Source organism: Clostridium sp. KLE 1755 (genome assembly GCF_000466465.2).
Classification (GTDB): Bacteria; Bacillota; Clostridia; order Lachnospirales; family Lachnospiraceae; genus Eisenbergiella; species Eisenbergiella porci.
Map to the genome: position 1 here is coordinate 63,315 of NZ_KE992671.1, position 22,266 is coordinate 85,580.

Sequence of the window (22,266 nt, forward strand, 5' to 3'; positions counted from 1 at the left end):
ATATTATACTCCTGAAGAACTTGAAACAGGTATACAGTTTACCTGCTTTTTAGAGGCATTCTTTTTTTCTGGGATCTTAAAATCGTCTCCGAAAATTTTATTCAGTAACTTACACTGTTCTACCTCATCTGCTTCTTCTTTTACTTCTTCCAAATCGTTTACTAACCTATCAACCTTATCTTTAAAATCCGTCATATAGCTATCTGTCATTTTCTTAAATATATCTGTATCACTTTCAAAATTCAAGGAAGAGGGTAATGGATATTTAATACGATATAACAATCTACCATTTTCTGAGACCCCCTGGAGCTTAAAGAGATTCTGAATCGCCTTAGCAAATCCTATGAGTGCTTCCAAATCATCATACTTCCATTCCTCTTCTAAGTAGTCATAACTTTTGGACACTTCAAATTTATCCGCAGCAATCAATGTAATTCCAATACTAGGTGGTTCTGCATTTCCTGAGCTACTGAATTTTAAATTTTTCCATCTCTTCATATATCGAATAACACGTCTGTACTGCTCCCTATCTTTAGTTTCAGTTTCAAATTTATTATTAATGTAATCAACCAGTCCCTTCGGATCTGATTTTTCCCAACATATTTCTTCGGGAATACTGTCTTTTCCCCGTGCCAAATACAATTGGCTTTCCATATCATCTTTATCTTCATATGTATAAACAACTAAATCAACATGATAGGCTGTCTCACCATTTTTCTTATAAGTTACAGTCACACAAGGTTTCTTTACTTTTGCACCATATTCTGTATGATTTTTTAATATATCACAAATTTTATTTTTAAGTTCCATTGGACTTTCATAATCATTTTTATTAACATTAAATCTCAAACCTACGTCTATATCATATTCTTTATCCAATGGTTCAACGCCCGTATACATAATATAGCTTCCTTGGTTTAATTCCGTAAAACCTGGTAATTCATTACTATCCCTCAATTTTTTTAACAAGATATCTCTTTTACTGGCAAGCTCTGATTTCACATCATAATCCATCTTTATAGTTTTATTAAAATCTCTAAAATATTTTTGTAAACTCATACATCCCATCCCTTCTATATATATACAGCACTTTTTAGCACTCGTGTTATTAGAGTGCTACTAATTTTAATCTATCACTTTCCCAAATCTACGTCAATCCCTAAGAACAAGTCATCCTTTAAGCATGAATTTAATTTTAGCATTTCATCAGAGCAAATAATAAAATGTTATTACTAAGTAGAAAATACTCCTGGCAATAACATTCTCAACTCTTATACCTAATATATGTAAGTTTTAAAATTACAGCGTTCTGTGATTATTGATTTCTGATGTGTCATATTGGTTTTTTCCTAATACATCTCCAACTATATATGCCTCTAACAGATGTAACAATAAAGTTCCACAAAACGGGAACTTTATCATATCATTTTTTATTGTACATTTTCCCCAATCACTCCGCCAAATAAAACAAACTCATCTGCCCCTCCAAACTCTGTTCCTCCATCTACCAAGAGAACACGTCTTCCACTTCGTCTCCCCTCCACCGGCATAAATCACATCCAGCATCTTCCCAAATGCCCGTATATACGCCTGCCGGCAGGTAGGAAACAGACGAAATTCCGTCCACCGATTCTTCCCTGCCATGGAGCAGCCCAAACAACCTCCTCGGTAAAATCCCATCTCGTAAAGCGGATTGCTCTCCAACCATTCGCTGCGTCCGACACAGCTCTGTCCGGCCACCCCATATCCATGTCACTTGCTTTACAGATAAGGTTTTCCATTGTGTACCTTTGCTCCTGCAACCCATGCCGGACACTCTGCAAATAGTAATTTGAAAAGCTTTCCGCTTCCGCCTCATTTTCATCATGACACACAAAAGTGTAATCTACCCTTATCTTGTATCCGGTAAACGTAAAATCCAGATTACTGGTGATATATTCGGAGAGTGTTTTATCTTTCTAGAATGCCCTACTAATGTCATTGACAATTTTCCCTTTCATCTCTTCAAACATCTACCGATTACATTCCCTGTCATCAAAACCGGTATTAAATAACATGGCGGTGTTCATTTCATAATCTCTCATTGACATGATACTTCGTTTCTCCTTTACCTGTTTATCTATCCTCTGAATTTTACCTTCCTATCTGCAGGCTTTTCTCTCACATCTATGGAAAGGCAAAAAAACACTATATCTTGTGGTTTATTCCTCTATTTATTCTTCAAACCACAATGCGACATCACGATTATCACTTCAACATGTCCGCTCCACGGAAACATATCCACCGGCCAAACCTCCTCTGCCCGATACCCCAACTTCCTAAGCACCATCAAATCCCGCCCCAAAGTCACCGGATTGCAGGAAATATACACAATTTTCTCAGGTCCAAGCAATGCTGCGCTTTGCAGAAACTCTTCCGTGCTCCCACTCCGAGGCGGATCCATCAGCAATACATCCGCCTTAGCGCCTTCCTCAGCCATCTGCGTCAGGAACTGTCCAGCATCTGCTTTATAAAAACGCACATTCTTAATCCCGTTTATTTTGGCATTCACAATAGCATCCTTTACCGCATCCGGGTTCAGTTCCACAGAAATCACATTTTTTGCCTTGGAAGAAGCAATCAGGCCAATCGTTCCGATTCCACAGTAAGCATCGATTACTGTTTCTGTTCCCTTCAGACCAGCCAACTCTATGGCCTTCTTATACAGTTTTTCCGTCTGCACCGGATTAATCTGATAAAAAGAAGCCGGGGAAATACGGAATCTGCAGCCGCACAAAACATCCTCAATATAGCCTTTTCCATAAAGAACCTGCTGCTTGTCCCCCAATATCAGACTGTCAGTACGCGTATTTACATTCTGAATCACTGTAGTGATTTCCGGATGAGCTTTCAGCAATGCATTCGTAAAATTCCTTTTTGAAGGAAGCACCGGTGAGGCTGTAACCAATACCACCATAACCTCGCCGGTGGCAAAGGCTCTTCGTACCAAGACATAACGCAGCAGTCCGTATCTGATATCCTCATCATAAACCTTAATTTTAAAAGATTTTAGCATTCCGCGGATCGTACCGATAATCCGGTCTGCAAGTTCATCCTCTATCAGACAGCGCTCCACCGGAATTACATTATGGGTTCCTTCCTCGTAAACTCCAGATACGGGATTGCCTTTTCTGTCTCTGTCAAAAATTGCTGTTATCTTGTTTCTGTAATTCCATGGATTCTCCATGCCGATAATCGGATTAAAATGGCCTTTCAGCTCAGGACATTTTTCCAGTTCCTGCCGGACAAAAGCTTCTTTTTTCTTCAGCTGCTCTTCGTAGGACAGATACAGATACCTGCAGCTGCCGCACTTCTTTTCATATGGACACTTTGTTTCTCTTCTGCCGCTTCTTTGGGCTATATCACTTTTTGCATCTACCTCATTTTTTTTACTCACAGACTTATTTCTTTGATCGTACTGTTGTCTGCCAGAGGATTTGTCCTGACCAGATGTATATTTTTGAGAAACATTTTTTCCATATGCCGATTTTCCTGACATATTTCTACCGGCTACAGATTTCCCGTCCATTGATTTTCCTGATATGGTTCTACCAGATACAGACCTTCCATCTGCTTTACCGAACATACTTCTCCCTGCAGCAGATTTTTCCTCCTCATCTTTATATTTCCCTGCCGAAGTCCTGCCTGCCGCCCCTCTTCCTTCTGAAGGCCGTCCGCTCCTAATTTTATCCTTCCTCACCTTCACCCTCTTACTAACGCTATCCTTCCCAATAAAATTCTGTGCCGCCACATTACTGCTTTTATTATCTCTACCTTTACTATCGCTACTTATATCATCCCTGCATTTACTAACTCTGACTTTACCATCCCATCTCATATTATCTCTGCTTTTATTTTCTCTGCTCTTATTATCTCTTCCTCTACTATCTCCACCAATCTCATCCCAGTTCCCCTTTTCTCTCCTTTTCCCATCTCCCCTGCTATTTCCCCCATCTTTATATTCCCTGCCCGTCATCTCATTCCCGCGTTTCTTTTCCATCGTATTCTTCACCCTTCAATTGTTTAAAAATCTCTTTATATTCCGAACCGTAAATACTTCCTTTTCTCCATACAAAATAGAAATCATGCTCCACACTGAAATCCTTCAGCCTGATTTCGCGCAGAATGCCCTGCTCAATCTCCTGGCGGACCGCTGCCTCATAAAGGAAAGTAATTCCGCGGCCTTCGCGGATCAGGTATTTCATAACCTGGAGATTGTTGATTTCATGGATTTTCCGGAAATCTCTTACCGCAAGGTTTTTTCCCTCCAGTATTCGTTCCAGAACCTCTCTTGTACCGCTGCCCTGTTCTCTGATGAGAATGGGTTCCGAAAGCAAATCTTCGGTGCGAAGCAGCTTTTTTCCCCGGGATGAGGCCTGCAGCTGGTAGGCAGCGCCAGCTACCGGGATGTATTTTTCGGTGGAATATATCTGGTAGTCGTAATCTCCGCCCGAAAAATAGCCTTCCACCAGAGCAAAATCCAGCTTTCCTTCGTCAATGGAGCGCAGCAGGTCCGTTGTGTTGGCCACAGTGACATGGACGGTAGCTTCCGGCTCGTTCAACATAAAACGGTTGAGCATAAAGGGAAGCACGAACTCGCCAATGGTCATGGTTGCCCCCATATGCAGACTGCGGCCCTCCGCGCCGGCCCTGGCCATCTGTTCCTTCAGGGCGCACTCGTCGTGGCGCATGGTCAGGCCCGCGCTCTGAAGAAGCCGCCCGGCTTCGGTGAGCACCATCTTTTTTCCCTCGCTGATAAAAAGCCTGGTGCCATAGTATTCCTCCAGATGTCTTATATGCTGGGATACCGCTGGCTGCGTAATGCACAGTTCCTCCGCAGCTTTTGTATAATTCAGATTCCGGCATACCGCCAGAAAGGTTTCCATCCGAAAATCCTGCATGAGCTCTCCTTTATCTCTTACCGGAGCTGACGGCCGTCTGCCGTCATTTCCCCTGAATTTCTGCTTTCTTTATCATAACATAGCCTTATGAAAAAAGAAATTGTTGAATTGGGGCGAATCAAGGGGAAAAAATTATGTTTCTTTTTTATTTCTTTTTTTCTCAGACCCGTATTGACGGATTCCCTTTGTTAAGACTACAATGAGTAATATATTTTTACGATAATAACCAACGGTTCGGGCAGCTGCGTATTACCGTTGTTTCTGAATACAGAAGACTGAGGGAGGTTTTCCATGATTAAATTGATCTGTTCCGATGTGGACGGCACGCTTGTGCCTGATGGCGGACATGAGCTGAATCCGGAATATTTTGACCAGATACGGCGTCTGAAAAAAGCCGGAATCCTTTTTGCCGCGGTATCTGGACGTTCTTATTCGAGCCTGAAAAAACTGTTTGCTCCCGTAATTGATGATATTCTTTTTATCTGCGACAACGGCGCTCGTACGATTTATCAGGGCAGCCTGCTGTCATGCTATACAATCCGGCATGAACTGGCTATGGAGCTGGTTCGGGAAATTGAAGCGCTTCCCGGCTGCACGACCTATATTTCCGCACTGAAGGACGGGTATGTAAAAGAAGGCGCCGATGAGCTTTACCGTTGGCTGACAGAAGGGTATCAGCTGGATATTACCAAATTGAGGAGAATGCCTGAGGATTTGCCTGCCGATGACGGAATTCTCAGTGTGGAGCTGTATCATCCCACGGCAGCTGAGGAAATCGCACATCAGGGGTTGTATCAGAAATGGCATGGACACCGGGAGCTGCAGCTTGTGTGCGCTGGAAAGCAGTGGATGAATTTTACGCCGATTAATGCGGATAAGGGGATTGCGCTTTCCGAATATCAGAACATGCACGGAATTTCACCGCAGGAAACCATGGCCTTCGGCGATAATATGAATGATGCCAGCATGCTGCTGCGCGCGGATTACAGCTATGCCATCGGGAATGCAAGAAAGGAAATCAAAGGTCTGACGCGTTTTGTCGCAGATACGAATATGAATGATGGTGTCCTTCAGGTTTTACGTACGATAAAATAAGCATTAGTAAAAAATAAAAGCCCGAATACCTTGATTTTTAAGGTATTCAGGCAATAAAAAAAGCAGATAGCGGGAATCGAACCCGTCTCTCCAGCTTGGGAAGCTAGCGTTCTACCGATGAACTATATCTGCATGTATTGAAGTATATCATATGAAATCCGAATTGAAAAGAGGGAATTTTATTTCGTTCATAAACGTTTTTTATATCAAATTAAATGCATTAGAAATAAATGTATTGCTAATTATCGTATTGAAAAGGATCTGTTGTTTCATAATAAATCCTCAGCCAAATCTTCAGCCATCCAGGCCGAAATTTACCGGTATGCCGCCTGACAAAAACCAATTGGCTTCTCTATCATTAGACAACGGCGGCCCTGCTGAGCACACAACCGTTATAACTAAGGAGCGTCATTTAGGCAGGAAATACAAATAATAAAGCCGTTTACAGCCCTATCGTCACATACATAGTACAATAGTCACACAGAAAAATATTTGTATACACACTGCTTTTAAACAGAGTATCCTTATAAAATAGTATGAATATGAATCCAAGCCAATAAAGGATATTTTCTGTCAAAAAGCGGCCAAATCACACACTTCCGTTTGACAAACTGATTTCAAAAAAAAATTATATAATAAGGAGAATTTTTATGAAAAAGAAATTACTGTTTCTTGTACTTGTTTTTATGATGGGAATGTTACTTTGCTCATGTTCGGGAGATTCTCCCAACAAAATGTTAGGGGTAAAGCTTCCTTCAGGGGAAAAACTGCAATTATATATGAGCCGTGATAAAGTGGAAGAAATCTTGAGTCCATACGAGTATATAAAAAGACGTAATATATATGACTACGGTTTTATGGATCTTCGTTATACGGATGACCTCCTGACTTTCATTTACTGCAGGGAGGATTCAGGCGCCACTTTTTTTAATGGTTTAGGCATTGGCAGTACGGATTATGAAAAATACGGCTTTGAGTATAATGAAGAAAAAAAGTACACCGTAATCAACTACAAAAAGACTGGGGGAAAATATGAGCAAATAGAAGATTATGACAGCAGCTTGGAATTTAAAGAGGGAATTCAGGTATACCTTGAAATTTCTGAGGGAGATAAATCAGTGACCACAATAGCTGTACATGATATTTATTGCGGTAACCGGATGGAATTTGATGAATAAAAAATCCCGGCAGATAATGATATATTCCCCTGCGGGCAGACAGTGAAATGAAATCCTGTTTACTCACAGGGGATCTTTATTATAACGGGGCATACCACGAAATATAAAGTTGCAGGTTATACAATTTTATGCCAGTAACTATCACAAATACATTTTGACCCAATAAAGGTATCATAAGAATATCTAGCCGAAAAAATCCTTTAACATCCTAAAATTTCTTCTCTAAAAAGTAAATGCTATCTTAAAATCACCATCCTTCCCGGTCGCACGCATAAAGGCTTTTTCCCAATCTTCAAGCTGAAATAAACCGGATATGATTCCATCCGTATTCAGTTCTCCCAACATAATTTTCTCTATTACATAGTCAAAGCACCATGGACTTAAATGAACTCCGAGTATATCCAATTCTTTTTCGTCACCAATAATGGACCAATCCACTGTTGAAGGGCCTGAAAAAACACTGAACTCAACAAATCGTCCCTGTTTTATGATAATATTAAGTCCCTGTTCCACACTGACAGGATTTCCGCTGGCTTCTATATATACATCACATCCATATCCGTCCGTCATCTCCAGAATCTTCTGAACTACATTCTCTTTTGCAGGATTCAGCACCACGTCTGCACCAAACTGACAGGCTTTTTCCAGACGTTTTTCTAGCAAATCCAAAACGATAAGCTTCTTAGGATTTTTCGTACGCATATAGGTAACCATTCCAAGTCCAAGCGTTCCGGCCCCGGAAAGTACTACCACATCCTCTGAAGTAATTTTTGCTCTGTCTACTGCATGCTTTGAACAGGAATACGGCTCTATCAGTAATGCATCCTTGAGCGGCATATCATCAGGCACACGGTGCAGTACAGCCGTTTTGGGATACCTCACATATTCTGCCATTCCACCATTAAGTTTAGATTTGAAACCGAAAACATTGTGCGGTTGGCAGAGAGAATACAGCCCCTTTTTGCAGAATCGGCATTCTCCGCATGGCACAATTTGGTCTGCAACCAATCTTTCTCCAATCTGATACTCTTTTACATTTTTCCCTGCCAATACCACTCTGCCTACAAATTCATGACCAGGAATGAATGGAGGTTCCACGTACGCTTTCTGTTCCTCATCTCCCCAAAATCTCCTGATTCCCTGCTCGCACTTCAAATCCCCTGCACAAATTCCACAGCCCTCCGTCTTAATGATAATATCATCATCTCCACAGATAGGAGTTTCATAATCCATTTCCAGTCGATAATCACCAATTCCATAAGCAACCAATGCTTTCATTCTCTTTGGTATTCCTCCCATCTTTCCACCTACCTTTCTGTCCATTACGTTCTTGGAGAAACTCTCGTGAATAAAAATATCCTGTCCAAGAATATAAAGTTTCACTAATAAGAATACTTTCTTCTAACCTTTATAAAATTCCCTACCAACATTCCTTCAACGATACGTCCCTCAACGTACTAGATATCCTCCATCTACCGGTATAACTGCTCCGTTAATGTAGTCCGAAGCATCAGACGCAAGCCATACCACAGGACCTTTCATATCCTCTGGCTGTCCCCAGGCTCTTGCTGGAATTCTATCTGTAATTTCCTTATACCTCGGACTCTTTTCATCCAATAAATCTGTGTTCATTTCCGTTGCCATATATCCTGGGGCCAATGCATTTACATTGATTCCTTTCACGGCCCACTCATTACAGAGTGCCTTCGTAATCTGAGCAACACCCCCTTTGCTCGCTGCATATGCAGGAACTGTAACACCTCCAAAGAATGAAAGCATAGAAGCTATATTAATAATTTTTCCTCGGCTTTGCTGTTCCATGAATATACGTCCCGCGAGCTGACAAAGAGCAAAAACACTTCTCAGATTGATGTTCATAACAAAATCCCATTCCTTCAGAGGAAACTCTTCACTATTATATCGGCGCTGCACTCCCGCTCCATTTACCAAAATATCAAGATGTCCTCCCAGTTTCCTGACTGCCTCCCGAAAAAAACTCTCTCTTGTCTCATCATTTCCCAAGTCAGTGATAACAGCATAACATGCATACCCCTTTTTACGATATTCCTTTGCCGTTTCCTCTGCTACCGGATTAATATCCATAATACATACTGCAGCCCCCGCTTCCATAAGTCCTTCCGCCATACCGCGGCTCAGTCCCTGCGCCGCCCCTGTTACGATTGCCATTTTCCCTGATAAATTATTATAATTCAATTTTCCTTCCCCTCTTTCCAATTTACTATTTAGAAATGGCCTGCTGTAAGAAAATAACACTTAACAGCAGGCCGTAACTTTTCATACTCTACATTCCATATCTTTATGCTACTTGTATTCACCCAGATATTTTCTGTTTATCACGAAAAGTTCTTCACACATATCCCTTATTTCCTGTAGACTGCATACTGCTGAACAAAGAGGATCCATCTGTACGGCATTAATGACTTTTTCTTTGTCTTTTTCCATACAGGCTTCCACCACAAGATTTTCTATCTGTGCCGTTGTATTTACCAGAATTGCTATATTATCCGGCAGTTTTCCCACGAAAATTTTCTTTAAGCCGTCTCTGGTTGCCAGCATCGGAATTTCCACACATGCTTCCTTCGGTAAGTTGGTAATACATCCTTCATTTATTACATTTCCGTTAAATACAAATGGTTTTCTATCGCCGAATATTGCATTGAAAATATGTGCTGCATATTCTCCGCTGGATTCCAGATCAATTTCTTCTTCCTGCAGCCACTTATCAATATCTTCATATAAAGTTTTCTCTCTTTTGATTCTGTTATTGACAGCGAATGCATGTTCTCCAGGATTCCATCCGGTTCCATGGGTACAATACTTTTCTATCAAGTCTCTTCTCTTCCGAAACCAAGCACAATATTCTGAACTATGTCCTGAAGATTCTGTCACATAATAACCAAATTGCTGGAAAATTTCGTTTCTTACCTGCTCCTCATTCAAAATTTGAGGTTCTCGCATTTTATCTCTGAGAAGCGGATAGGCATCTTTTCCGTTCCACTTAAACTCCAAATAGAAAGCCTGATGATTAACACCTGCACAGGTATAATCAATTTCCTCAATCGGTGCTTCTATCCATCTGGCCAGCATATCTGCTGTATTTACCACGCTATGACAAAGTCCGGTTATATTAACGCTCGTATACTTCTGCATTGCACTGCACAACATTCCCATTGGATTCGTATAATTAAGAAGTACCGCATCGGGGCAGATCTCTTCAATATCCCTGCAAATATCCAGCATAAGAGGAATGTTTCTTAAAGCCCTGAAAATCCCTGCAACACTTCTGGTATCCCCCACATTCATACTGACACCATACTTATACGGAATATCTACTTCTGTTTTCAGAACATCATTTCCGCCGTTGTATACTGTACAGATAATCCCATCCGCACCTCTGAGCGCTTCTCTGCGATTCGTTGTCATCGTAATTACCGCCGGATTATGAAATGCATTGATGATTTTCTCTACAAATCTGCCCGAATACTCCAGTCTCTTCTCATCAATATCCATGAGACACAACTCGGCATCCCGAAAAGCTTCAATTCCCATTAAATCTTTCACCAGATTTCTTGTAAATACCAAGCTTCCGGCACCGACAAACGTAATTTTTTTCATAATCAATACCTTGTTCATTTAATTATGTACTGGTTAACAGGTCATTTTTCCATCTGCGCTTCTGCATAACAGGAATCAAACCCTTCCTGCATATATTTCCCAACTTCAGGTACAGGCGTATTGTTTAAAAGCATAGAAGTAGCTTCACACATGGAATTCCACACACCATTGGGCAGATATTTTCTGTCAAAAATATTATCATAATAGATATCTTCGCCATAAGCTTCTATAACCTCCTGATGCAATTTTCCAATCAGAGAGTCATCCGGAGTACTTTTTAACCCCGCAGTACCACCGTCAAAAGCAAAGAACCTGCCCGCCACTTCAGGCTGAGCCAACCAGTTAAGAAAATCTTTACATTCTGCCTCATATTCTGTGTCTTTCCAAATACCAAAGGTAGTTCCTTCAGATATACACATGGATGCTCCGCCGTCTTCTGTCATTGCCGGAAAAGGCAGGAGTCCCAGATTGGCATCCGGATAATAAGACAATGCGGACGCAATATTAGCCGTATTTCTGAAATAAAAAGCGCCGGTTCCATTACCAAGCATCTTATGCCCGCCAGGCTGATCCTGTGTTAAATAATCAGCATTATAAAAATTATTATCACGCCACTCCAGCATCTTTTCAAAACAGGGAGCCCATTCTTCCGTAATATTTATTGTACCATCCAAATGAGAATCCAACTGAGCATGAGACGGGCTTGTTGGTGTTGCAAACTGCATAAACAGCAAAGGATTTAGCACAGAACCCGCACTTCCAGAATCCATACCTGATATGATTACTGGTGCAAATCCTGCATCACGAATTTTTACGCAGGCAGCGTCAAAGTCATCCATTGTTTTTAACTTTGTCCAGTCTACCCCCGATTGTTCCAAGACATCCTTGTTAAAACAAATACTGGATAAAACAATGGAGATGGGCAGAACATAGAATTTTCCGTCTTTATCCTGTATTACGCCTTTTGCTGCATCTGAAACATCGGATGCCCAGTTCTCACCACTCAGATCCATCATATACTCACTATAACGAATGACTGACCAGCCGTGAGTCATCCACATATCCGGAAGATCATTATTAGCCATTCTTACTTTAAGCTGAGATTCATATTCCTGCCCGGGGGCAACAATATCGAACTTTACTCCAGTCTCTGCCGTATATTCATCCGCCACTTCCCGGAATTTAGCGAGAACTTCATCCGTCCATGTCACAGCAAGCTCCAGTGTCACATCAGATTTTGCAGTTTCTTCCATTTCATTCTGTTTTTCACTTTCCTCTACTGATGCTTTCCCTGCGCCATCTGGCTCTGCTGCCGTTTCTCCGCTCTGTCCACATGCGCCAAGCATCAGGCTGAAACATGTGGTAACACATAAAAATAATGCGATCCATTTCTTTCCTTTCATTTTTTTCCCTCCTGTTTTCTTTACTTACATTTCCTTGTTTCCTATATAAATCCCATTGCCAAACTAATCGGCAAACAACTGATCTATGCATAGTGGGCCCTCAGCTATGCACGGAGCATCAATCGTGGGTTTTATATTTTCATCAGTTCAATTCTCAGCACATTACTGTCCCACTGCGCATAGGTACCATGACGTGTTTCATCCCCTGTCCGAACCACATCAGGAAAATATCTTCCTGTTTCATCAAAATGTCCTTCCGTCACACTCAGATATTCTGCATTTGTAGAAAAATTTTTCCCTGAAACTGTCACAGCACTTAGTGAACCATCCGCCTCTTCTTCCTGAAGAAAGTAAATACGGAACTTATGTCCCACCACATAAAAAACATTTTCACTTTCCTGAAGCAGCAATCCTCTGCATGGTTCCCCCTTATTTCCCAATGTTTCTTCCCAGCAAGCTTCTTTATGCAGAAAATCCATTCTGTAAAACTGATCCATCGTTCCCTCAAAACTCACATAAGCTCTCCATCCTCCTAAAAGCCCTTCTATGAGGGCAGAAGGTTCTATACCCCTGCGGTGAATCCCATGGATCCTGTCTGTTCCCGTATATTCTGGAAGCACTGGAACCACATTCCTGATCATATGGAACGAATGCTTCATACTGATACCTTCTTCCGTATTCAGTTCTTTTTGATCATCTGTCAGTAGACTTTCCCCTCCAAAAATATGGTAACCAATGGAACCATAATCCCCGATTCCCTCAAACATCATTCCGCTATTGAATACAGAGCGGGATGATTCCGGCACATAGAGCGGGAATCCTTTTTCCGGATGAGAATATGTTTTCAAAACATCCAGATAACCAGTCACCTCCTGCAGATAAATATCCGGTGCGATATTGTCCAAATGTGTACAAACCGCATAATAAATATCAAGATTGTTCTGGCGTGGCGTCCCTGAAGGCCAATCTACACCAGCCAGCCCCCTCCCCTCATTCAGCCAGGCATTCGTGTAAAGAAAAATATCATATATTTCCTTTCCTGCCCTGGCAATTTCATCGATATAGGCTGCCACAGCCCATGTCGTTACCCATTCCCCCCCTGCAGCGCCAAATACTTCCGTCCAGTTTCCATTGCTCTTCTCCCCCTGCCTTAACCATTCTTTTGCAAGGTAGCAGCTGGGATTTTCTTTACAATACGTAATCAGTCTTTCCGGAACATTCTCTTTAAATGCTTTATCACCAAATTTACTGAAGTCCCTACGCGTTGCGGAATGCATACCTGCCTCATTTTCAATCTGCACTCCGATTACCGTATTGAATTCTTGATCAAATCTTTTTACCACCTCTAAAAGCCGGCAAAATGCTTTCCTATCTGCTTCCAAATTTTCTGGACAATGAGGGGAAAGATTATGCGTTTTCCTGCCATCCTTTAGTTCTGCACGGGGAAACCTCTCGGTATCTTTCTTTACCCAGGATGGAGTATATTCCATTGTTCCATTTTTCCAGGTTCCAAACCAAAGCAGAATCAATTTCAGGTTATTCTCCCTCGCCTGACTGATAATATCTGTAACAAAAGCTTCTCGAAATGCACCCTCCCGCGGCTCAAACAGTTCCCATGAAACGGGGACAGCCACCGTATTCGCTTCTATTTTTTTTGCAGCATTCCAGGAATACTGCAGGTATTCCGGTGTACTGCTGCTGGAGTTATGAGTCTGAATTCCCAGGGAATAGAATGGCTTTCCCTGCACAGTAAAAAAAGTTTTTCTTTCCATACCACATTCCTCTCTGCTCTATTTACGATAATGTAATTACTGATTAAGGCTGCAGTTATTATGTCAAAATAATCTGAATTTTTTCCTGTTCAGGAAATTGTAACGTCTGGCAGTCATTTGCATAGGTACGTTCTGGAAGCACCGTCAGTACATGTATTGGCTTCTCTCCTTTTACAAACGGCGCAGCATGCCATACGCCTGGATTAATCACCGTCATAGTTCCCTTCGGTACCAGGAAAATCTCGATCTTATCATACGGAACCGTCTCCTTCTTTCCCGCCGGAGCTACATGAATCAAAATATCACCATCCAGCGGCATGAATGCCTCCCCGGTATAACTGTGATATTCAAACTTTTCGGCAATCAGCGGTCTCGGTGAAATCTGTGTCACTGAAAATGCAGGATTCTTTCCATTGAAATCTACTTTAAGAATATCCCGATAAAACTCAACCGGAGGCGGTCCGAGCCGTTCTGTATCCATGATTACCATGCTGTGATATGTTCCGAATTTATGGAAATTCCCCGGATTAAGTACATTTACGTTTTTCGTTTTCATTGCTTCTCATACCATTCCTTTATCTTCTTTTTTAGTACGCTTTCCGGAGCCTCCTCTATCATGTCCCTGATTCCCGGGAAAAGTAATGCTTTTTTCAATATTGTCTCATCCATAGTATCTACAATTTCTTCCATGGACTTATGTGCGTTCAGGGAAAGGTTATTCAATATCTTTCTTAAATCGGCCTGAAATTCTTTTCTTGTTTCAGGATAACCGCCGCCATATGTGTCGTTAAAAAGCTTTTCAAATATGTATTTTAGGTTAATGTCACCGCCTACTCCTCCATAACCTTTGTTTAACGGCAGCGATACACAATTCCCCGCATTGATTCTGGAATAGAGGAAAGCATCTGTAGGATCGGTCAGAAGGCCACAAAACGTACCTGGATACTGGAGAAGAGCATTCATATATCCCTGGCCAGTCCCACAACCTCCAACAACGAAATCAACCGCCTTTAGATTCAGTGCCAGTGCCGATAAAAATGCCGTCTCCAGATAGTTCAGCTGTGGTTCACCCTCAAGATCCTTCATTCCGAGATTCACAGGTTCATATCCCAGTTCTTCCAGTGCCTTTAGTACATCGCCATTTCTATTTTTTGTACTGAATTCATTGATAACCGCTATTCTCATTTCTTTACTACCTTCCTTTCAAGATATTTTACAGGATAATGAATCGGTTCTCCTTTTGCAAAGCGTACTGCCTCCTGTGCTGCCTTTCTTTTCAGTTCCTTTTGCGCTTCTTCTGAATACCATGCCATATGCGGTGTTACAATCAGATTTTTCAGTCCAAATAGCGGAGAATCCTTGCTTACCGGCTCTCCAATCATACAGTCCAACGCCGCGCCGGCTATCTCTCCGTTTTCAAGAGCTTGCTTCAAATCTGCTTCATTTACGATCCCGCCTCTGGCCACATTTATCAACACTGCGCTGTTTTTCATTTTTTTGAAAGCCGCCGCTCCAATCAGATTTTGATTTTCCTCGGCCGGACAATGAATGGATATAATATCCGACTTTACAATCAGTTCATCCATGGAAACAGCAGATACGTACTTTTTAGTTTCAGAAGTTGGCTTGTAGTATGGATCAAAGCCTATAACATGAAATCCGATTGAATGCATTTTTTCTGCAAAGTTCCTTCCAATCCTTCCAAGACCGATTACTCCTACAGTCATTTCACTGAACCTGTGTATTGGGATCGCTTTTGTATAATCCCATTTGTCTTTCTTTGTTAGCTCATTCATTTCCATAATTTTTCTTATCATGGAAAGAGCCAGTGAAATTGCGTGATCCGCTACTTCATTCATTCCATAGTCCGGCACATTCCCGACCTGAATTCCATATCGCGCGGCCGCTAGAACATCCACATTATCCACTCCTACGCCATACCGAACCACAAACTTCAGTCTCGGACAATTCTGCATTACCTTTTCTGTGATATGCGCATACTGAATGATAAAAATATCCGCATCCTGGCAATTTGCAATTACATCATCTTCTGTTGTTACATCTTTTAAGTCCACACTAATTCCAGCCTCAGAAAATATGCTTTTCTCAATATCGATATTATCATGGTCACAATCTGTAATTACCACTTTCATCCTTGCTCCTATCTGCACGCCAAAGGCGTATGTACAAATCAAGGATGTTGAAAGTTATTTTTCTTTCAACATTCATTCCCTGTCTCTTTCAGGCCTTTCCATCTGCCATACATGTCCTGATCCAACGTTTTACTTCTTCCTTCACCGCATTTACCGCAGGTTTCATCAATTCTGTCGTATAGATCGTCGGTCCTTCCCGGTCTAGAACTTCTTTCACTGTGCTTAGATACGTATATTTGATAATAGTACCTACATTCACCTTATTAATTCCATTTCTGATCGCACGTCTCACATCTTCCTCTGGGATTCCTGTCCCTCCATGCATCACAAGTGGAAGTTCTAACGCTTCATTCACCTCTGCAAGTCTTTTGAAATTAATTTCCGGTTTTCCCTGATAAAAGCCATGTGCTGTTCCGATTCCCACAGCCAGAATATCCAGACCTGACTTCTCTGCTAGTTCCACAGCATCTTCTACTCGAACCAAAAAATCATCTTCTGTATAATTCCCCTCTTCAGTACGTCCCTTAATCATACCAATCTCCCCTTCTACGAAAACACCGCGGGGTCGGGCATAATCCACTACCTTTTTCACCCTCTTAATATTCTCTTCCAAAGTCTCTTTAGAGGCATCGAGCATTACCAGGGAATAGTTTTCATCACAGGCTTTCTGTGATACCTGAACTTCTGTAGAATGATCCAGATGCAGATAAACTGGTACCTTTGCACTTTCCGCAAGTGCTTTTGCCATTGCACCAACTACATGCATTCCCAGAGCGTCATTTACTTTGGGCAATGCCGCCGCGATCACCGGCGAATGCATCTCCTCAGCCCCCTTTACGATCGCTTCCAAATCCCAGATATCTGAGAAATTAAAATGTGGAACTGCATAGCCTCCCTCATCGGCTTTTTTTAATTGTTTCATAAGCGTTTCTTTTTTCATGTTACTCCTCTCTGCGCATCTCCGGCGCGCGTTCAAATAATATAGTGAGAATCAGAAGAACACACCTCCCACCTTCTCCCAATATGCAGCTTAAACGCTCTTAGTTCCCGTCCTTCACGGCCTTAGAAATTCTTCTCACACTTCACATCAGAAAATCTCTTATTTCCTTTTCATCAGGTTTTACTGGATCAGCTTCCAACTCCGGTATGTATTTGCAAGCTTCCCAGATTCTCGGCGCCACTTTCCCGTAGACACCAACACAATGGTGAATATATGGGCCTTCCATAAATCGTCTCTCCCACAGCGGCCAGTTGTCAAATTCTGCCCATAGATAGGTTCCGAATGTCTTAGGACCATCTACTCCGCGGCCGTGTCCGAACAGGCAGGAATACTTACCATTGCCGCCATCAAAGCGTACTACTGTGATATCGTCATGCTTCAGTTCCCATTGCCCCACAGCGGCTGTTTTTCTATTGAAATGAAGCTCAATTTCTGCATCTGGATCGTCTGACAATACTCTTGGGAATACACCGCAATGCCAGAGAAGTTCTGCATTGTCATTAACGGGATGTCGAATGGTGAGATCCGCTAAAAACGTTGCGCTACTATATCTGGCTGCCGCGGCAGCGATAACTGATGAAACCGCCCCATGAATATCTGATTCACAGACGACTGGTATCCCCTCTCCAGTCAGCTCTGAAAAAGTAAAGCAGACAGATATTCCTGCTACGGTAGCCATAGGCTTCCAACACTCCGCTGACACAGCTGACAAATGATTATCCTCACACCATTTTTTAATAGTTAGTTTCAGATTAGCCATCTTTGTCCAAATATCTTCACTATATTTATTTTTAGGAAACCTTTCTTTAAGTGAATCAACCTCTTCCCGTACCAAATGGTTATTTTCTGTGAGATTTATCTTTAACATCTCATCCAATGTCGCCAATGTAATCGGATGAATCTCAATTCCGAATTTTTCCATCAATTCTCTCTCGTTAGCTTTTACACTCCAAAAAGCATCTGGCCTTACACCGATTTGTCCGATTCTTAAATGATTAAGAGCCTTTACAATGGATACAGCCCCCAGGAAGTTCTCAAATCCTATGTCAAACTTTTTATCTGTCATCCAACAATTGGATATATAGGTATATTTAACCCTAAACTGCTGCAGTACCTTTGTAAGTGCAAACATTCCGCATTGAGCATCCCGCAGTCTGTCCCCATTTTCATCCGGCGCCTCATCTCTCGGCCCCCAGACCAGTACCGGCTTTCCAACTTCTCTTGCCATTTTCGCCACAGCTTCCTCAGAACCAAAATTACAGAATGGGAAAAATACAGCATCCACTTTTTTGTTTTTAAATAACTCACTGGCGGCATTAACATCGGATACCTGAAACAGAAGCCCTTCTTTATTTATACTGTCCAGATTGACCCATTCCACATCTTGAAATTTTTTTACATATTCTTCCACTTCCTTTTTTATCCTGAGCGCCTCATCTGTACTGAAAGCCTTTGGAGTTGTAAGCACGCGGCGGGTAGGCGCAAAGCCTATTCGCAATGTTTTCCTATTCTCTTTCATTGTTGTTTCACTGCCTCCTTTACCAGTTTCTCCCCTTCTGGAGTCTGCATTAAAATATGGTTAATTGTTTCTATATACTCCCCTTCATCAGTAGCTCCCAGCCTTGATACAGCACGGGCCCCCGCCGCATTGGCATAAAGCACACTGTCGGTAAGTTTCCAGTCATTTAGAAGCCCATGTATCAGACCTGCCATAAAATTATCCCCCGCCCCCGTCGTATCAAGCACTGGGGACTTAAATGAAGGAATCAGCCCCTCAAATCCCTGCGTTAACAGATAACAGCCTCTTCCTCCCAGCTTAACGCCAACATGCAATGCCCCTCTATCAACAAAAAAATGGACGATATCTTCCGGTTTCTCCAGCCCGGACAGGTAAGAGGCTTCTTCATAGCTCGGGAAAAAATAATCCGTATATTCCAGAAGATTTTTTATTCCTGCAAGCCCTATATGAAAAGCATCGTATTTTGTATCAAGAACCGTAGCTGTTTTTCCTTCTCGTGCTTTCCGGAATAGTTCGATACTTGCCTCCCTGTCAAAAGACGGCATCGAGTAAAGTCCACCTATACTTACAATCTTTGCCTGCTTTGCCGCTTCAAAATTGATATCCTTTCCTCCAAAGTTTCGCAGACACCCTTTAAATGTACAAAACCGCCTCTGCCCTCCCGGATATACCATAACGATACAGGAACTTGTCCCAATCTCCTTATCCAGAGCAACCAAAGAGGTATCTACCCCTCTTGCCTTCATCTGATCCAACACCATATTTCCTGTTACATCATCTGCGACCTTGGATATCAACGCTGTTTTATGCCCCAGCGCCGACAAAACTGTCGCCTGGTTAAAAGCGTCACCGCCGCACATGACCGTAATCTCCTCCACCTGCATGGTATCCCCGCCTTCAAATTTTTCAGGAAACGGATGTACCACAATGTTTCCCAATGCAAGACCAACGCAAAGTACATCATATTTCTTTTCTTCTCCACCCTTCATGATTTTGTCACCTCGTAATCATTTCTATTTAACAGCGCTGTCAATTGCACCCTTTATAAAATATTGGTTGAGCAGTATATATGCCACTAATGCCGGTAACATTGCCACCGCACAGCAAGCTGCTGCCCCTTGAAAATTGGAACTTGTTGAAGAAAAATACTGTTTTACCATCAATACATTGGTATACAGCTCAGGCTTCTGCAGAATATAACTGGGATACAAATAATCGTTCCATGCCTGCACACCCTTTATGATTATTACCGACACTGTCACCGGCTTGAGCTGTGGAAGTATAATATATAGGAAACATTGAAAATAATTAGCCCCTTCTATCCTGGCTGCCTCATCCAAAGCTCGCGGAATAGACGTAATGTAATTGGTATATAAAAAAATTGAAAGAGGAAGCCCAAATGCCGCAGTAATCAAAATCAGTGCCCAAAGTGTATTAATCCCTCGAATGGCACTCAAAATTGAATATACACCCACCAATACCGACACCGCCGGTACCATCATAATGGCCAGGATTAAACTGCGGATAAATTCATTGAACCGTGTCTGTTTTCTGGCCAATGGATAAGCTGCCAAACATCCACAGAAAACTTCCACCGTAACTGTCCCTATCGTCACGATTAAGGTGTTTTTATAGGCATTAAGCATATTATTTTCTTTAAGAACCTTTATGTAATTATCAAAGTAAATATAGTTGGGCCAGGTCAGACGGGAAGCCAAATCTGTAGGCTCCTTCAAAGACATTTCAATCAATACATACAATGGCATCATTGTCAAAAAAACAAGAATTAAGCCTAAAATGTATTTCCACCAATGCTTTCTAATATATTTTTTCCATGTTTTCCCTATCATTAATATTCCACCTCCCTTTTCCTGAAGTATCTGTTTGTGACACTGGAAACCAGCATAATAAATACAAACATAAACACCCCAATTGCTGAAGCATACCCGGCCTTTTCCAATCTGAAATAATTTAGCGTTATAAAAGTAGAAAGTGAATGTGTATCATGCCCGGGTCCTCCGTTTGTTAAGGAAACAATTACATCATTTAGTTTCAGACTTCCGATCAGATTAACAATTACTGCAGATGTAATCGCCGGAATCAGCAAAGGCATGGTTACATAACGAAAACGCTGTATGGCAGTAGCGCCGTCCACTTCAGCAGCTTCATAATATAATGCAGGAATGCCTTGAAGCCCTGCCAGATACAGAACCATGGCATTGCCATAATACTGAATACTGTTGACAAGCAGAATGATAATCCTCCCTCGTGAGGAATCTGCAAGCCAGTCCACCGGTTTCCGTCCAAACCAGCCCAAAATCTCATTAAGTATTCCTCCATCATACTGTAGGAAATAATACATAATGTAACCCATGATAAGACCGGATATCATGATTGGAAGATAAATAAATGTCCTAACTGCCGTATGTCCTTTAAACTTAGAGTCTACAAGCAGCGCTGTAGCCAATCCGAATATATTCTGCAGGATCGTGGAACCGAACCCATACAACAATGTATTTAGAAATACTGTCCGCATACTTCTGTCGGACAACATATTAACGTAATTATCAATTCCCACAAATCTCCTATTCTGAGAATATCCGTTCCAGTTATAAAATGAGAGCCGCAATCCATTAAACAATGGAAAGGCTATAAAAAACAACATCAACACTAATGCAGGTAAATAGAACAGATTTAAACTGTTTTTCCTTAAAAATTTTTTCATGACATACCCCTTTCATTACCAATTTTTGCCAATTCTTCATACAACTTAACTTTCTATAAAATTAAGTTGTATGACAAGTTAGAACAAAAAAATTCCCATATGCATACCTCTCCTGTTCTTTTTCCTTCCACCTACACTTTTGCGCTGTCCAGCAGATGCTTCTTCATACAACGGGCCGCTTCTCTTCCATTCCCTTTTTCAAGTTCAAGCAATATCTTCCGATGCCATTCCACCGCAGTAGAGAACTTATCTTCTGTATTAAACGCATGATGCTGAGATTCAATCTGTCCCATAATATATTCCATGCTTCGTACGATTAGATCATTTCCTGTCGTTTTCAGTATTTCTTTATGAAAAGCAATATCTTCATTGATAAAAGCTTCCCTGTCGGATATACTGTTCATCATATTTACAAGATGGATTTTCATACGATTCAAAGCGTCCTCAGTCATACGCTGTGCTGCCAGCCTGCAGCTCTCTCCCTCAATAATAATACGAAACTCAACAAGCTGCTCCACACTTGTATTATTATACAACGTTTTTAATTTCTGCTCGATATCACTGATGGGCTTCGTTTTAACAAATGTTCCCTTGCCCTGAAAGCTTTCCAGCACGCCAACCGCAATCAAATGCTGAATCGCGTAACGGACGCTTGCCCTGCTTACAGAAAGGCATGCAGTCAGCTCGTTTTCAGAACTGATTTTATCACCTGGTTTCCAGGTTCCGTCCATAATCTTCTGTTTTAAATAGTCCACTACATCTTCGGTTACATTTTTATGTTCTGATGAACTCATTCGTTTGACGTCACTTCCTTTTTATTTTTTATAAAACATTCAAACCACCTA

19 protein-coding genes and 1 tRNA gene are annotated in these 22,266 nt (G+C 41.6%); 2 read left to right on the forward strand and 18 right to left on the reverse strand.

Annotated features, from left to right (window positions below; genetic code table 11):
* Positions 1-3: 3 nt before the first annotated feature.
* From HMPREF1548_RS05860 to HMPREF1548_RS05875, 3 genes are all read right to left on the reverse strand, one after another.
* Complete coding sequence (locus HMPREF1548_RS05860; protein ID WP_021634932.1) at positions 4-1,059, reverse strand: nucleotidyltransferase domain-containing protein; 1,056 nt, start codon at positions 1,057-1,059, stop codon at positions 4-6.
* 1,150 nt (positions 1,060-2,209) lie between these two features.
* The gene (gene rlmD, locus HMPREF1548_RS05870; RefSeq protein WP_320920480.1) at positions 2,210-3,436 is read right to left on the reverse strand and encodes a 23S rRNA (uracil(1939)-C(5))-methyltransferase RlmD; all 1,227 of its coding nucleotides are present in this window, start codon (positions 3,434-3,436) and stop codon (positions 2,210-2,212) included.
* A gap of 580 nt (positions 3,437-4,016) precedes the next feature.
* Positions 4,017-4,940 (reverse strand): LysR substrate-binding domain-containing protein, encoded by a 924-nt coding sequence (locus HMPREF1548_RS05875; RefSeq protein ID WP_021634935.1) that lies wholly within the window; start codon positions 4,938-4,940, stop codon positions 4,017-4,019.
* A gap of 291 nt (positions 4,941-5,231) precedes the next feature.
* Between HMPREF1548_RS05875 and HMPREF1548_RS05880 the strand changes: the two genes are divergently transcribed.
* A complete protein-coding gene (locus HMPREF1548_RS05880; RefSeq protein ID WP_021634936.1) occupies positions 5,232-6,035 on the forward strand; it encodes an HAD family hydrolase in 804 nt (267 codons plus the stop codon).
* A gap of 61 nt (positions 6,036-6,096) precedes the next feature.
* Here the strand turns inward: HMPREF1548_RS05880 and HMPREF1548_RS05885 are convergent.
* Positions 6,097-6,167, reverse strand: a tRNA-Gly gene (locus tag HMPREF1548_RS05885).
* Between the two features lie 518 nt (positions 6,168-6,685).
* Between HMPREF1548_RS05885 and HMPREF1548_RS05890 the strand changes: the two genes are divergently transcribed.
* Positions 6,686-7,213 (forward strand): hypothetical protein, encoded by a 528-nt coding sequence (locus HMPREF1548_RS05890; protein ID WP_021634939.1) that lies wholly within the window; start codon positions 6,686-6,688, stop codon positions 7,211-7,213.
* Positions 7,214-7,435: 222 nt separating this feature from the next.
* Here HMPREF1548_RS05890 and HMPREF1548_RS05895 read toward each other — a convergent pair whose 3' ends face one another.
* From HMPREF1548_RS05895 to HMPREF1548_RS05960, 14 genes are all read right to left on the reverse strand, one after another.
* Positions 7,436-8,512: an alcohol dehydrogenase catalytic domain-containing protein gene (locus HMPREF1548_RS05895; protein WP_025491664.1), complete on the reverse strand. Its 1,077-nt coding sequence runs from the start codon at positions 8,510-8,512 to the stop codon at positions 7,436-7,438.
* A gap of 150 nt (positions 8,513-8,662) precedes the next feature.
* On the reverse strand, positions 8,663-9,427 hold the full coding sequence (locus HMPREF1548_RS05900) for an SDR family oxidoreductase (RefSeq protein ID WP_035321307.1): 765 nt from the start codon (positions 9,425-9,427) through the stop codon (positions 8,663-8,665).
* 108 nt (positions 9,428-9,535) lie between these two features.
* On the reverse strand, positions 9,536-10,849 hold the full coding sequence (melA, locus tag HMPREF1548_RS05905; RefSeq protein WP_025491663.1) for an alpha-galactosidase: 1,314 nt from the start codon (positions 10,847-10,849) through the stop codon (positions 9,536-9,538).
* A 41-nt stretch (positions 10,850-10,890) separates the two neighbouring features.
* Entirely contained in the window at positions 10,891-12,252 is a 1,362-nt protein-coding gene (locus HMPREF1548_RS05910; protein ID WP_021634943.1) for an ABC transporter substrate-binding protein, read from the reverse strand.
* A 131-nt stretch (positions 12,253-12,383) separates the two neighbouring features.
* Entirely contained in the window at positions 12,384-14,024 is a 1,641-nt protein-coding gene (locus HMPREF1548_RS05915; RefSeq protein WP_021634944.1) for a DUF5597 domain-containing protein, read from the reverse strand.
* Between the two features lie 58 nt (positions 14,025-14,082).
* Positions 14,083-14,580, reverse strand: coding sequence for an ureidoglycolate lyase (locus tag HMPREF1548_RS05920; protein WP_021634945.1), 498 nt, complete (start codon positions 14,578-14,580; stop codon positions 14,083-14,085).
* Positions 14,577-15,209, reverse strand: a complete 633-nt coding sequence (locus tag HMPREF1548_RS05925; protein WP_021634946.1) for an RpiB/LacA/LacB family sugar-phosphate isomerase — start codon at positions 15,207-15,209, stop codon at positions 14,577-14,579. Before HMPREF1548_RS05925 ends, HMPREF1548_RS05920 begins: the two co-directional genes overlap by 4 nt.
* On the reverse strand, positions 15,206-16,177 hold the full coding sequence (locus HMPREF1548_RS05930) for a C-terminal binding protein (protein WP_021634947.1): 972 nt from the start codon (positions 16,175-16,177) through the stop codon (positions 15,206-15,208). Before HMPREF1548_RS05930 ends, HMPREF1548_RS05925 begins: the two co-directional genes overlap by 4 nt.
* A gap of 88 nt (positions 16,178-16,265) precedes the next feature.
* A complete protein-coding gene (locus HMPREF1548_RS05935) occupies positions 16,266-17,117 on the reverse strand; it encodes a class II fructose-bisphosphate aldolase (RefSeq protein ID WP_021634948.1) in 852 nt (283 codons plus the stop codon).
* 142 nt (positions 17,118-17,259) lie between these two features.
* Complete coding sequence (locus HMPREF1548_RS05940; RefSeq protein ID WP_021634949.1) at positions 17,260-18,696, reverse strand: L-fucose/L-arabinose isomerase family protein; 1,437 nt, start codon at positions 18,694-18,696, stop codon at positions 17,260-17,262.
* On the reverse strand, positions 18,693-19,685 hold the full coding sequence (locus HMPREF1548_RS05945) for a carbohydrate kinase family protein (protein WP_021634950.1): 993 nt from the start codon (positions 19,683-19,685) through the stop codon (positions 18,693-18,695). The genes HMPREF1548_RS05940 and HMPREF1548_RS05945 overlap by 4 nt, the downstream gene beginning before the upstream one ends.
* Positions 19,686-19,709: 24 nt before the next feature.
* The gene (locus HMPREF1548_RS05950; protein ID WP_021634951.1) at positions 19,710-20,546 is read right to left on the reverse strand and encodes a carbohydrate ABC transporter permease; all 837 of its coding nucleotides are present in this window, start codon (positions 20,544-20,546) and stop codon (positions 19,710-19,712) included.
* Positions 20,546-21,421, reverse strand: a complete 876-nt coding sequence (locus HMPREF1548_RS05955; RefSeq protein ID WP_021634952.1) for a carbohydrate ABC transporter permease — start codon at positions 21,419-21,421, stop codon at positions 20,546-20,548. The genes HMPREF1548_RS05950 and HMPREF1548_RS05955 overlap by 1 nt, the downstream gene beginning before the upstream one ends.
* 131 nt (positions 21,422-21,552) lie before the next feature.
* Entirely contained in the window at positions 21,553-22,215 is a 663-nt protein-coding gene (locus tag HMPREF1548_RS05960) for a FadR/GntR family transcriptional regulator (protein WP_021634953.1), read from the reverse strand.
* Positions 22,216-22,266: the final 51 nt, after the last annotated feature.

Excerpts from the sequence above, each read along its gene's own strand:
- melA (WP_025491663.1), bottom strand. The coding sequence starts at position 10,849 with ATGAAAAAAATTACGTTTGTCGGTGCCGGAAGCTTGGTATTTACAAGA.
- HMPREF1548_RS05915 (WP_021634944.1), bottom strand. The coding sequence starts at position 14,024 with ATGGAAAGAAAAACTTTTTTTACTGTGCAGGGAAAGCCATTCTATTCC.
- HMPREF1548_RS05925 (WP_021634946.1), bottom strand. The coding sequence starts at position 15,209 with ATGAGAATAGCGGTTATCAATGAATTCAGTACAAAAAATAGAAATGGC.
- HMPREF1548_RS05960 (WP_021634953.1), bottom strand. The coding sequence starts at position 22,215 with ATGAGTTCATCAGAACATAAAAATGTAACCGAAGATGTAGTGGACTAT.
- HMPREF1548_RS05895 (WP_025491664.1), bottom strand. The coding sequence starts at position 8,512 with ATGGGAGGAATACCAAAGAGAATGAAAGCATTGGTTGCTTATGGAATT.
- HMPREF1548_RS05935 (WP_021634948.1), bottom strand. The coding sequence starts at position 17,117 with ATGAAAAAAGAAACGCTTATGAAACAATTAAAAAAAGCCGATGAGGGA.
- HMPREF1548_RS05890 (WP_021634939.1), top strand. The coding sequence starts at position 6,686 with ATGAAAAAGAAATTACTGTTTCTTGTACTTGTTTTTATGATGGGAATG.
- HMPREF1548_RS05930 (WP_021634947.1), bottom strand. The coding sequence starts at position 16,177 with ATGAAAGTGGTAATTACAGATTGTGACCATGATAATATCGATATTGAG.
- HMPREF1548_RS05940 (WP_021634949.1), bottom strand. The coding sequence starts at position 18,696 with ATGAAAGAGAATAGGAAAACATTGCGAATAGGCTTTGCGCCTACCCGC.
- HMPREF1548_RS05880 (WP_021634936.1), top strand. The coding sequence starts at position 5,232 with ATGATTAAATTGATCTGTTCCGATGTGGACGGCACGCTTGTGCCTGAT.
- HMPREF1548_RS05875 (WP_021634935.1), bottom strand. The coding sequence starts at position 4,940 with ATGCAGGATTTTCGGATGGAAACCTTTCTGGCGGTATGCCGGAATCTG.
- HMPREF1548_RS05860 (WP_021634932.1), bottom strand. The coding sequence starts at position 1,059 with ATGAGTTTACAAAAATATTTTAGAGATTTTAATAAAACTATAAAGATG.
- HMPREF1548_RS05920 (WP_021634945.1), bottom strand. The coding sequence starts at position 14,580 with ATGAAAACGAAAAACGTAAATGTACTTAATCCGGGGAATTTCCATAAA.
- HMPREF1548_RS05945 (WP_021634950.1), bottom strand. The coding sequence starts at position 19,685 with ATGAAGGGTGGAGAAGAAAAGAAATATGATGTACTTTGCGTTGGTCTT.
- HMPREF1548_RS05950 (WP_021634951.1), bottom strand. The coding sequence starts at position 20,546 with ATGATAGGGAAAACATGGAAAAAATATATTAGAAAGCATTGGTGGAAA.
- HMPREF1548_RS05955 (WP_021634952.1), bottom strand. The coding sequence starts at position 21,421 with ATGAAAAAATTTTTAAGGAAAAACAGTTTAAATCTGTTCTATTTACCT.
- HMPREF1548_RS05910 (WP_021634943.1), bottom strand. The coding sequence starts at position 12,252 with ATGAAAGGAAAGAAATGGATCGCATTATTTTTATGTGTTACCACATGT.